The 12,183-nt window shown below is 73.8% G+C and carries 5 protein-coding genes and 1 pseudogene; 2 read left to right on the forward strand and 4 right to left on the reverse strand.

All coding sequences use genetic code 11. The annotated features are described in order from the left end of the window. From P1P70_RS30500 to P1P70_RS30515, 4 genes and pseudogenes are all read right to left on the reverse strand, one after another. Positions 1-893, reverse strand: a pseudogene (locus tag P1P70_RS30500) (hypothetical protein); the annotation flags it as partial. Beyond that, positions 890-2,398, reverse strand: a complete 1,509-nt coding sequence (gene pelF / locus P1P70_RS30505) for a GT4 family glycosyltransferase PelF (RefSeq protein WP_319243479.1) — start codon at positions 2,396-2,398, stop codon at positions 890-892. The pseudogene P1P70_RS30500 and the gene pelF, both read right to left, overlap by 4 nt. A 93-nt stretch (positions 2,399-2,491) precedes the next feature. Then, the gene (locus tag P1P70_RS30510) at positions 2,492-4,711 is read right to left on the reverse strand and encodes a hypothetical protein (protein WP_319243481.1); all 2,220 of its coding nucleotides are present in this window, start codon (positions 4,709-4,711) and stop codon (positions 2,492-2,494) included. 408 nt (positions 4,712-5,119) lie between these two features. Beyond that, positions 5,120-5,632 carry a hypothetical protein gene (locus P1P70_RS30515; protein ID WP_319243483.1) on the reverse strand — a complete coding sequence of 171 codons (513 nt, stop codon included), beginning with the start codon at positions 5,630-5,632 and terminating at the stop codon, positions 5,120-5,122. A 694-nt stretch (positions 5,633-6,326) separates the two neighbouring features. Between P1P70_RS30515 and P1P70_RS30520 the strand changes: the two genes are divergently transcribed. Both P1P70_RS30520 and P1P70_RS30525 read left to right on the forward strand, forming a co-directional pair. Next, positions 6,327-7,193 (forward strand): DUF4132 domain-containing protein, encoded by an 867-nt coding sequence (locus P1P70_RS30520; protein ID WP_319243485.1) that lies wholly within the window; start codon positions 6,327-6,329, stop codon positions 7,191-7,193. Then, positions 7,190-12,103 (forward strand): DNA-binding protein, encoded by a 4,914-nt coding sequence (locus tag P1P70_RS30525; RefSeq protein ID WP_319243487.1) that lies wholly within the window; start codon positions 7,190-7,192, stop codon positions 12,101-12,103. Before P1P70_RS30520 ends, P1P70_RS30525 begins: the two co-directional genes overlap by 4 nt. The last annotated feature ends 80 nt before the right edge of the window (positions 12,104-12,183 follow it).

Here is a 12,183-nt window from a genome sequence, read left to right on the forward strand (position 1 = left end):
GCGTCCAGGACGGCGGGGGTGGCGAGGACGGCACGCAGGGTCAGGCCGGTGACGGCGAGGGTAGCGAGCAGCGCGAGCACGGGCAGTCCGGTGCGGAGCCAGGGACCCGGTTCCCACCAGGGCAGGACGGCGGCTCCGGCGACCAACGGGCTGAGCGCGGCGAGCAGTTGGCGCTCCCGGCCGAGGACCAGCAGGACGCCGGCCGCCCCCAGGTACAGGGACTGGGCGGCCGCCACCAGGGTCACCGGGCCGCCGTCGGCGGGCAGTGCCGCGATCGCCGTGGCGACGAGCGCCCCGAGGGGGGCGCCGGTGAGGAGCGTGCGGCCCGCCTCGTACCGCCCGGTCGACAGCCGCAGGTGGGCGCGGTGGCCGAGGGCCTGGCCCCAGGCCCAGGCGACGAGTCCCGCCACGATGAGGGCCGGGGCGTGTGCGCCGGGGTTCCACAGCGGGGCGGTCAGCAGATAGGCGAGGCCGGGCAGGGCGAAGAGAAAGCCCCGCAGCAGGCAGCGCACGGTGTCCGGGCGCCAGGGGTCGGCGGTCGCGGCCGGTTCCGGGAAGGTCCGGGGCACCCGTTCGTAGAGCGCCGAGGCCAGCGAGAAGAGGTTCGGGTGGCCGTAGCGTTCCCTGATGAGGGAGGCGGACAGGCCCTCCGCCTCCAGCAGGGCGGCCACTTCGTACGGGTGGACGGCCGGGCCGACTCGGTCGGCCAGTTCGGCGGCGAGTTCGTTGACGGCGTCCTCGTCCGGGCCCTGGTGCGGGAGCCGGATGGTGAGGGTGGTGTCGTCGCCGAGGGCCCAGCTGGGGCGGCGGCGCGGGCGGCGCCGGTCGGCCAGCCGGATGGCGAGGGTGTCCTGTTCGACGCCGCCGGGTTCGAGTGACAGGGGGCCGCTCATCCGGCCACCGTGCTGATCGGGGCGGGCGCGGGCGCCGGGATCCCGACGGTCGTCGGCCGCAGCTCCAGCGTGGGCAGTTCGAGGTAGATGGAGCGGAAGGTGTCGATGGTGCGGCGGAGGGTGAACTGTTCGATCACCCGGAGCCTGGCCGCCTCCCCCATGGCCCGGCGGCGCGCCGGGTCTCCGAGCAGCTCCACCGCGGCCCTCGCCATCGCCTCCGGGTCGCGCGGTGGCACCACGAGCCCGGTGTCGCCGACGGCCTCGCGCACACCGCCCACGTCGGTGGAGACGGTGGCCCGCCCGCAGGACATGGCCTCGATGAGGGTGAACGGGAAGCCTTCGCTGATGCTGGAGAGCATGACGACGTTGCCTGCCGCGTAGGCGTCCTTGATGTCGTCGACGCGGCCCTCGAAGGTGACGGCGTCGCCGTGGCCCAGCTCGGCGGAGAGGGCCTCGCAGCGCTCCCGGTAGGCCTCGCCGCCGCGCGGTGTACCGCCGAACAACCGCAGCCGCGCGTCCGGGAGTTCGGCCCTGACGAGGGCGAACGCCCGGATGAGGGTCTCCAGGTCCTTGATGGGGTCGACGCGGCCGGCCCAGCTGAGGGTGAGCGTCTGCGGCTCGGGACCGGCGGGCGGGAACGCGGCGGGGTCGACGCCGTTGTAGACCGTGCGGATCGACTCGGGGTCGGCGCCGCCCTGTTCCTCCCAGAGCCGGTTGTAGCGGTTGCCCGGGGTGATCAGGGCGGCCCTGCGGTAGGTCTCCTCGGCGAGCAGGCGGAAGAAGCCGAGGACGACCGCCTTGACGGGCCAGCGGTAGGGGGCGGTGCGGTAGCCGAGGTAGCGCTCGCGCAGATAGACGCCGTGTTCGGTCAACAGCAGGGGGACGCCGTGCCGTTCGAGGGCGGCGAGGCCCGGGAGGACGGCGACGCCACCGCTCACCGCGTGCGCGACGCCGGTCTCGGGCGGCGGCGCGGCGAGCGGGCGCAGGGCGTGTTCGAGCAGGGAGGTCGCGGTGAGCGCGTCGTGCAGGGTGGGCCGCGCCTCGCGGACGGCGAGGCCCGGGCGGTTCCAGACGGCGGTGAGCTGGGCGATCGCCCGGTCCGAGCGCAGGAAGGGGCTGAGTGTGCCGTCGGCCGCGGCCCGGGCCAGTTCGTACAGGGCGGGCGCGAAGCCGTCCTCGGCGCCCGGGTCGAGCAGGGCGGTGAGGAACCGTTCGTAGGCGGTGGTGAGGCGGTGACGGGCGCGGCCCCGGGGCGCACGGCCCTCGGGCGGGTCGCCCCACATGGGGACGGACAGCACACGACAGACGTGGGCGGGCAGGTCCCAGACGAGGGGTTCGCGTCCGGTGCCGGTCACGGCGATGACGTCGAAGTCGAGGTCCGGCATGCCCTGGACGAGTTGGTCGCACCAGACGCTGACGCCGCCGTGACTGTGGGGATAGGTGCCTTCGGTGAGGAGGGTGACGCGCGCCGCGCCGAGTCGGCGCGCGTCGGGAGGAACGGGCATCGGTGTGCTCCACGGCCGTGGTGAGGGGTGGTTCCCGCCGTTCCCGGCCGCGGGTGGCGCGGCCGGGACGGCTCGATGGGCGGGTGCCGCGGGTCAGTCGTCCGCGGTGTCGGTGTCTGCGGTGTCCGTACCGGCGGTGTCGGGGTCCGCCGTGCCGGTGTCCGCGGCGCCCTTGTCCGCCGTGTCGGTGTCCGCCGTGTACGGCACTCTCTCGCTCACGCCCGCGGGGACACGGGTGTCCGGCGCGGGAGCCGTGGCCTCGACGGGCTCGGAGATGTCGGCGGCCGAGGGGTCGGGGGGCGTGGGCAGGGCGAGGGAGAGGGGAGCGCCCGTGGAGGGGGTCCAGCCGGAGACCGCGCCCGCGTAGGCGTCGCCGAAGGCAGAGCCGGCGAGGGTGGTGCCGGTGGGCACGGTGACGGTGACCGCGACGCCGTCCGGTGCCTCGACGGTGACGGTGTCGCCGATGCGGTGGGCGGTCACGTCGCCGGCCTGGAGCGCGGCCTGCCAGGCGGCCCTGCGGTGCAGTTCGGCGCCGATGTCCTTCATCCGCAGGTTGACCACGGGGGTGTTCTCGGCGAACAGGGCCGCGTAGCCGTCGAGGACACCGTCGAGCACCGGGTAGGCGATGCGGTCCTCGGCCAGGTTCGACTGGTGGATGAAGTGCGGCTTGGGGTCGCCCGCGAGGACGTGGCCGAGGGCGATCCGCTTCTCCAGCGGCACGATGACCTCCGCGTAGCCGGTGGCCGGGTCCAGCGGTGCCGTGAGGCAGGTGGTGGTGGCGGGGTTGTCCTCGCAGATGCCGCTGCCGCCCTGGGCGCGGCTGGTGTAGATCCAGTTGTACTCGTCGACCTGCTCGGCGGCCCGGCCCGCGTTGTAGAAGACGTTCATCGGGTGGCGGGGCACGGTGGTGGCGGGGCCGACCTGCCGCTGAGCGGGCTCGCGGGAGTTGTCGGAGCCGAGCCAGGTGATGTCGTTGTCGTCGAGGGCGAGCGCCAGGTTGGGGTTGTCCTCGGGCTGTTGCGGCAGCACCTTCATGCCGGAGTGCTCGCCGGTGACCAACTCGCCGTTCTCCAGAGGGAGTCCGGCCCTCTCGCCCCAGACGCGGTTGGTGGCGATCTCGTCGGAGATGTCGTCGCGGCTCACCCAGCGGGTGGATCCGTCGGCCTCGGTCGCGCATCTCCAGGGGACCACGCTGGTGTCCTGGACGCAGCCGAGGAAGGGGTGCGAGTAGGTGTGGTTGATCCAGCGGAAGCGGTTGCGCTCCGCGATGAACCGGTCGGTGAGGGCGTCGTCTCCGTTGTTGTCCTCGCGGTGGTCGACGCTGCCGGCGCCGTTGTAGGCGAGGTCGAGCGTGAAGTCCTTCTCGGTCTGCCAGGCGGCGGCGTGGTCGACGTCGTCCGGTGTCATGCGGATGGGGTCGGGCTCGACGTTCGGGTCGGCGCAGTCGACGTCGCCGGGGGTGCAGTTGAGCTCGGTGTTCCAGCGGTCGTCGGCGGCGAACACGTCGTCGACGTGCACGGCGAAGTAGTTGCGGGAGGCGCCCAGGTGCACCCCGCCGGTCATCCACTCCACGATGCCGCGGGCCAGCAGCCGGAACTGCTGCTGGTACTGGTTGTAGACGAACGTGACGACGAGTTCACGCCGCCCGTCGTGCCGGTACTCGCCGACCAGGGTGCCGCGCGTGGACCGGCCGGGGATCTCCGCGTCGACGTAGGACGTGAAGTCGGCGCCCGTCACCGGTCTCGACAGGTAGGCGTAACTCTCGCCGACGGCGGGGTCGTTGTCCTCGAAGGGAACCGCGCCGTCGAGGTAGCCGAAGGGGCCCGCCTTCCCGGCGTCGGTCACCCGGGCCTCGGCACCGTCGAGGCTGCCGGAGTAACCGCCGTGGACCGGGTACTGCAAACCGGCTTCCGGACGCGCGTAGGTGTAGGCGTCGACCTGGGGGATCGCGTACGTCCGCTCGTACTCCGCGAGCGCCGTCATCTCGGCGGAACCGGCCGGGAACGGGTTGTCGTTGGGCAGCACGACCGCCTGGTACCTGGCGCGCGGGCGGCCGTCGACGGTGTCCGCGAGGAAGCCCGCCTCGATGACCGGCCGGTCGGCGCTGGTCAGATCGATCTCGGTGTACGGAGTGCCGGCGGTGGTGAGTTCGGCGGCTATCGCGTCGGTGGACGGGCCGCCGTCGCTGACCACCAGGACCCGCAGATCGACGCGGGGCGTGGTGTCGTCGGCGTGGACCGGTCCGGCCGGCAGGCCGAGCACGGCGATGAGCGCGCCCACCGTGAGCACGGTGGTGCGTGAAGTCCGCTTCATGCGGTGAAGTCCCCTCCCCGGGCAGGGGTGAGCACGCCTCTCCGGAGCGGACGCACCCCCTTGCGTGACGCCGGCGTCCCCCTCTGAACCCGGTCGTCGACGCATCTGTCGCGTCACATAGTGGTGTCTGTGTGTGGCTTTCGTGGCCATGCTGTGAAACATGACGGAAAAGCGCAGGTGTCCAAGTGGGCGAACCTGGAACCGAATTGAACGTTTTCTCATCCACCCCCGCACGGGGCGCACGGCGACCGCGAGGGCCCGGCGCGCTGGTCCGGGCCCTGCGGGGCGCATCGGCGGACCGTCCGGCTCCGCCGGATCGTTCGCCAGTGGTCCAGACCATGACGGAAGCCTGATCGCAGATCATTTCAGGTCACTTCCGTCACGACCGCCCACCTCGTCGACGAGCCGTCAGGCGCAGAGCACCCGGGTCTCGGGCGTGAAGACCGGACCGCCGCTGACGTTGGCGCTGTCGCTGAACTCGGCGTAGTAGTACGAGTAGAAGCCGATGTTCCCGTTGCAGCCCGAGTCACCGGCGACCTGCAGCGTCAGCGTGACGGTGCGGCTCTGGCCGGGCGGGATCGTGGCGCCGTAGTTGGTACCGAGGTTGGCGGGACCGGTCCCGCCACAGGGGGTGGCGCCGGCGGCCGTGGCGAGGCTGCAGCCGGTGAAGGAGTACTTCAGGTCCGGGCGCTGGTTGGTCAGCCAGGTGGGCTCGATGGTCTGGTAAATGAACCAGACGTCGTAGGTGTGGTTGTTCGTGATCGTCATCGACAGGTCGACCGTGCCGCCGGGCGTGGTGGTGGCGCTGTCGGTGGCGAACGTCAGCTCCGCGGGGGCCGGGGCGGCCGCGCTCGCGCCGGGGGCCGTGCCGAACACGGCGAGGGCGAGGGCGAGTACGGCACCGAGGCCGAAGCGTCTCATCAGTGGTGATCGCATGGGCCGGAAGGCTAGGCATCCGGCGGGCGCACCGTCTGCCCCGACGGGCGGCGGCCGACTGCGGCCCGGCCGGAAGTGCGCGCCGCGTGAAGGTGATGCGGTGGACCCGTGACGGCCGCCCCGGAGCCCACATCAGCGCACGGTGATCGCCATGTGACAGCGGGTACGGGCGGGGCTGGTGTCACCGGTTCGGACCGTGATGCGGGCGGGACGGCATCCGTGCGGCATTGGCGCGTATCGCACGCTGCGCGCGGCCGGACGGTGCGACTGACCGACACCGGTGGGCGCCGCCCGTCGGACGATCGGCGCCCCCCAGCGCGGACATCGACCTGGGCGCGCGTCACTGCGGAGGGTGAGCGCGACAGACGCGCGACAGACGCGCGACGGCCCCGCTGCGGCGCCTACGGCGACTGGCCGGTAATACGTACTCCGGTTACGTAGGTCTACGGATGCGCCTGCCTTGTTCGCTTCGATTGGCTTGCCGGACGCCGGAGGGATCGCCTCGCGTGCCCCTTGCGCCGTCGGACGTCCCGGCGTGCCGGAGGGGGCCTCACGGGGAGGCGCCGGACCGATTGTCAGTGGCTGCCGCTAGCGTTCCGCACATGGTCGCACTTGGGCCGGGATTCCCCGGCTGAACTGTGCTTTCTTCTTGTGTAATTGACGCTAGGGGCTGGGGTTCGTGGGTTGGCTGTCGGCGGGCGACGCGTACGAAGTCGCTCTTGTGGAGGGGCGGGTGGCCGCACGAGCCACCTCGGGCCGTGCGGCGGGACGGCAGTTGAAGTCATTGCCCAAGGCGCTGAAGGACCACCCCGAGGTGGACCGGCTGCGCCGGTTCGCCGAGTGGCTGGATCGGCACGCCACGGCGTGCGTCGCGCAGGTGGACGCCTGGATGGTGTCGTCACTGCCCGTACCCACCGGTCTGCTGGCCCGGGTGTGGCCGGACGAGGCGTGGCAGGCCGCGCTGCGCGACCTCGCGGTGGTCGGTGACAACCCGGACGAGGTGGGCTTCCTGCGGGGCGCCACCGACACCGGCGAGCTGCGGGTGGTGAACCTGGACGGTGAGACGGTCCGTCTCTCCCCGCGCACGGTGACCCTGCCGCACCCGGTGCTGCTGCCGGACCTCGACGACATCCGGGAGTTCGCGGCGGAGCTCGGCATCGTCCAGCGCGTCGAGCAGATACACCGGGCCACCTGGCGGCGCCCGGACGGCCTGGCCGCCAAGGCCACCCAGGTACGGGAGTTCACCGGCGGCCGGTACCGCTCCCGCTTCGCGCTCGCCGCGCGCGCCACGTCCCTGGGGTACCGCGTCTCGGGCGGGTACGCCACCGCCCGGGTCCGGGACGGTGAGCGCACCGTCGAGGCCTGCGTGTGGATCGGGGAGCCGTACTGGGACGAGGAGGCGGAGACCGGCAGCCTCACCTGGCAGGACCAGGACGGGCACGCCCTGCCGCTCGGCGAGGTGGGTCCGGTGGCGTGGTCCGAGGGGATGCGGATGGCCGCGGCGCTGTACGCAGGGCGCGTGATCGAGGAGGGCAAGGACGCATGAGCGGGGGGACTGAGGTGTCGTACGGGGAGCTGCTGGCGGCGGGAGGGGTGCTGCCGCCGGACACCGAGGGGGCCGGGGAACAGGCGGTGCCGCTGACGGCGCGGACGTACCGTCATCCGGGCCTGGACGACCGGGTGGTGGTGCGGCTGGTCGCCGGGGAGCTGGGCGCCGCGGAGGATCTGGCCGCCGGGTTCCTGGGCCTGGAGCAGGACGCGGAGCCGGCGGTCGTGGGGCTGGGGCTGCGGCAGTCGCTGGGCTTCCCCGAGTGGGTGCTGGTGCACCACCCGGAGGACGGGCACCACGCGCTGGGCATCGTGCCGGACCTGGAGAAGGCGGCCCGGCAGGCGAAGTCCAAGCCCAAGACGGCCATGGACGCCTATCTGGAGCTCGGCGAGCGGCTGGCGGCGTCGGTGCCGCACTTCCTGCCGACCTTCTTCGAACAGGCCGGACGGGTCTTCCTCGCCGAGGAGAACGCCACGTACGCGGCCCAGTTGTTCACCCGCGCCCGCAAGGCCGAGGCGGAGCACGGGCTGGTCGTGGAGGAGGAGCGGCTCGACGCCGTGTTCCTGGAGTTCGCGCTGGCCGGCGCGCTCCCGGTGAAGGTGCTGTCGGCGTACGCGAAGGAGCTGGCCGGGCGGGTCCCGGCCGGGGAGGCGCTGCGGCGCTTCACCAAGCTGTGCCTGCGCCGCACGGCGGGCGGTCTGCCGCCCTCGGCGCAGATGGCGAACGACCTGCGTCGGCTGGCGCGGGCCGCCGGCCGGGACGCGGACCTGACCGAACAGGACTATCTGGCCGAACTGCTGGTCCTGCCGTCGACGCTGCGCGCGGCGGCGGGCTGGTGGAAGGGCCACCGTACGGCGCTGGTGGCGCTGGCGGCGCGGGAGCCGAAGGTGCGGGGCACCCTGCTGGACACGCTCCCCTCGTCCCACGACGACGACATGCCCGCGATGTGGCTGGACATGCTGGAGGCCTCCGGCGCCACGGCCGGGCTGTGGGACGGCTCCCTGCCCGAGGAGCAGCGTCCGCACGACGGCACCGCGGGCTGGCTGGAGCGGTTCCTGACCTACCGTGAGCGGGCGCGGTCCTGGCGCGGCTCCACCCGGATGCCCGAGCTGTATCCGCTGATCGAGCGGACGGCAGACCGGCTGCGCACCGAACTCGCCACCGCCGGACACGAGTTGCGGGTCACACACGACGTCGATCTGATGGATCTGCTGCTGTCCCTGGACGTGCCGGTGGCCGCCCCGGCGAAGGACGGGGCGCTGCCGCTGGAGCAGTGGGCGCCGGGCGAAGGGCACCGCGAGCTGCTGTCGCTGGCCGCCGACTCCCGTTTCCACGAGGCCTTCCGGCGGGGCGCGGACCGGTTCGGCGACGACGACCAGGGGCGGCGCGCGATCCGTGTGCTGGCCGCGTCGCCGGGCGGGCGACCGCTGCTGGCCGAGTGGGTGCGCGGGGTCGTCCGGCGGTTCGCCGCCGTGGGTCTGCCCCAGCTGCCCGACGCCCTCGCCCGGCTGAAGTGGCTGCCCGCCGAGGCGCTGGCGCTCGCCGAGGACGAGGTGCGCGCCGCCGTCTCCACCGACCTGGCGCCGGTGCTGTCACGCACGCTGCGCGCCGGGCTCTTCGACGAACTGGGCTGGCCCGCCTGGGAGGACGCGACCGCCACGCTCGTCCCGAAGAACGACGTCGAGGACATCATCGTCGCCGACGCCTGGCCGCACCTCGTCGTGGCGGGCGCCGCACAGGCCCGGGTGATCGGCGCGGAGGGCACCCTCCTCACCCACGACCTGCGCGTCCCCGCGAACGACAGGTGGGGCGACCCGGGCTTCCACCACGTGGACGGCGAGCTGCTCGTCTACTGGCGGTCCCGCGACAACGGCCTGCGCGGGTACTGGCACACCCGCGCCGACAGCCCCCGGACCATGGAGGGCCCGGGCGGCACCCGGGGCACCGAGATGGACTGGTACAAGGCCGACCTGAAGCTCACCCTGCCCCTGCCGGGCGGCGGCCGGGCCACCGGAGCGGGGGTGCTGCACGCCGGGGACACCACGGTCCCCGACGAGCGGTGGCTGCTGTTCGACGGTGCCTCGTACTGGGTCTGGCACGCGGACGGCGAGCGGGAGACCCACGGGTTCCACGAGTACGACCCGGCGACGAACAAGCGCGGGCGGAGGAGCATGCCCGCCTTCCTCGCCGACGCGCTGCGCGACGCTCCCGACGGCAGCGTCTACGACAGCGGCTGGCTCGGCCCCTCCCCGACCGTCGGCCACGCGCCGGCCTCCGCACCCGTGGACGGCGTGGTCGGCCTCCGCACGGTCCGGCTGCCCGACGGCTCCTACCGCACGCAGGACCTGGCCGGACACACCGTCACCCTGCCCGTCGGCAAGGGCCGGCCGTCCGCGCTCGTCGTGTTCCCGGGCGACGACCGGGCCCGTGCCGTGGTCCGCAACGGCTGGCAGCTGGAGATCGTCGACACCGACGGCGTCGTCACCTCCGTCGCGAAGACGGACCGCACCCCGGGCGTCTACGGCGAGGGCACGCTCCTGCTGCCGCCGGTGCAGTTCTGGGAGTGCATGACAGCCCGCGATCCGGAGGGCTCGGCCGCGCTGCGCCGCATCGACGCGACCACGTCGACGGCCCTGCTGGCCGCCGCCGCGCAGGAGGACAAGGACGCCCTGCCCGACGCGATCCGCGCGCTCCTGCCGGTCACCCATGACGCCCTCGTGGCGGGCATCGCCGGAGTCGTCCGCCACGCCGCCGGGCAGCAGGCCGTCCTCGACGCGGCGGCGTCCCGCCTCACCCGGGCGCTGGACGAGGGAGTGGACGAGCCGGAGGGACCCGCGGGCCCCGCCGACACCGTCCTCCAGAGCGCCCTGAGCGGGCTCGGTGAGCCGCCCCACCACTGGTGGAACCGCGACGAGGAGGCCGACACCGTCTTCCGCTCGCTGCGGGTGATGAGCAGGGCCGCCGGACTCCTCCCCGCCACCACCGCACCGAAGGGAGCGGCGGTCCGCCTCCACCTCGACGGGACCGAACTGCCGAGCGGACGACCGGATCTGTGGTCGCTGGCCGACCGCACGAGCGCCATCGTCTTCCGGGCCGTGGCCCCCACCACCCCGGAAGAGCACCGGGAGGCGCTGCGCGCCCTGCTCGACCGGTTCGCGGCGCTGGGGCTGGGCATCGGTGCCGAGTCCGAGCGGTGGCGCGCGGTGATACTGGGCCTCAGGCCCGATCAGTTGCGCACCCCGGCGGGCGAATGGCGCGCCGGCACATGGAACGGCCTGCTGCCGCTGGGCGACGACGCCTTCCTCGCGATCGTGGGACGCCTCTCCCTCGACGACGACGGCGCCGTCTTCACCGGCTTCTTCCACGACCCGACGGGACGCTTCGAGACCCCGGAGCCCTACACGCTCCACGAGTCCTGCCCCCTGGCGGGACCGGCGCATGCGGCCCGGCTCGGCGCGTTCCTCGCGGAGCTGGCCGCGCGCGGCCCGGCCCCCTGGTTCCCGGAAGCCGCCGAGGAGTTCGCGCGTCGCACCGGGGTCACCGGGACGATGGCCCGGCTGATCGTCGCCGGACTCCCCCAGGTCGACGTCTACCAGCGGGTGTTCCTGTCCACGGAGGCCCGCGATGCCATCGGGGTGAAACTGGCTCCCGCCGCCGTCGCCAAGGACGAACTGCGGGCCGTCGACGGCGAGATCCGCGCCGCCGTGGTGGCCGCGCTACTGCCCACCGAGCCCGCCCGGCTGTGGACCGAGGGCCCGGACGTGGCCGCCGCGGCCGAGGTCTGGAACAGCAGGGTGGGCAGGCGGACGGCGATCCCCGAGGAACTGATCGCCGACGCGACCCGCGCGGTCAAGCACTCCCCGTGGGAGCTGCGGAGCGCCCTGCCCGCGCTGCTCCACCCGGCCGGTGAAGCCCGCCTCACCCGGGACCTGCAGTGGGCGGTCAAGGGTGACCGGGTCCGGCCCGTCGACGACGACGCGGTCGGGTTCACCGCCGACACCCTCGTCGGCTCGGTGGGCCTGGCCGCCTGGCTGGCCCACCGGCTGCCCGCCGGCGATCCGCTGCGGGCCGCGCTGCCCGCCGCGCTCACCGCCGTACGCGAGCGCCTCGCCCACCCCGGGCTCGTACTGGACCTCGGGCGGTACATCGGCCTCCCGCAGTTCCGGAAGACCGCGGGCACCCCGACCGAGGTCGGCGAGGGCTTCGAGCGGTACGGCGCCGTCGTCCTGGCCACCCAGGACGACCAGCCGGCGCCGGGCATCCGGGTCGCGCTGCTCGACGAGGCCGGCGAAGACCCGTACCTGCCGGCGCTGCGCATCGACGACCAGCGGCCCTACGCTGCCGAGGTGGCGCTACGGCTGGCCCGTTCCGCCCCGTACGCCGCGCTGCTGGCCGACCCGGGCGACCCGGTGGCGGGCGAGCGCGGCAAGGACGGCACCTGGTGGCCGCAGGACCCGAGCCGTTCGGTGCCCGAGCTGGTGACCGAGGTGGCGAAGGAGTACGGCATCGGCGAGGACGCCGCCACGCTGTATCTGATGCTGCTCGCCATGCCCGACCCGACGGACCGCATGACGGCCCGCTGGACGGGGTGGAAGCCGGCCCGGCTCAAGGCGGCCCGTGCCGAACTGGCCGGGGGCGAGCTGGTGGTGGAGGCCAGCCGTGCCAGGGCCGGGCGTTCGCTCTTCCTGCCGGGCGCCTGGGTCGACCCGAAGGCGCCGAGGCTGCCGCTGGAGCGGTGGAAGCTGCCGCTGTTCGCCGGCCTGATGAACGCCGAGCACGCGACGTTCGGCGTGATCGTGCCGTCCGAACCGGCCGCCGAGCTGTACCGCAGGACCTGGCAGCGGATCCAGGACGGCGACGCGCCCCGGTTCGAGGAGCTGAAGGTGCGTCGGGGCCGCCGCCGCTGAGCGGACGGTCGGGGCGCCCGGACCGCTGAGCAGGCGGTCGGGGCGCCCCGGCCACCGGCCCCCCCCCCGGCCTTACATCC

It is taken from the genome of Streptomyces sp. MB09-02B, from assembly GCF_033794485.1.
Taxonomy (GTDB): domain Bacteria; phylum Actinomycetota; class Actinomycetes; order Streptomycetales; family Streptomycetaceae; genus Streptomyces.

Excerpts from the sequence above, each read along its gene's own strand:
- P1P70_RS30510 (WP_319243481.1), bottom strand. The coding sequence starts at position 4,711 with ATGAAGCGGACTTCACGCACCACCGTGCTCACGGTGGGCGCGCTCATC.
- P1P70_RS30525 (WP_319243487.1), top strand. The coding sequence starts at position 7,190 with ATGAGCGGGGGGACTGAGGTGTCGTACGGGGAGCTGCTGGCGGCGGGA.
- pelF (WP_319243479.1), bottom strand. The coding sequence starts at position 2,398 with ATGCCCGTTCCTCCCGACGCGCGCCGACTCGGCGCGGCGCGCGTCACC.
- P1P70_RS30515 (WP_319243483.1), bottom strand. The coding sequence starts at position 5,632 with ATGAGACGCTTCGGCCTCGGTGCCGTACTCGCCCTCGCCCTCGCCGTG.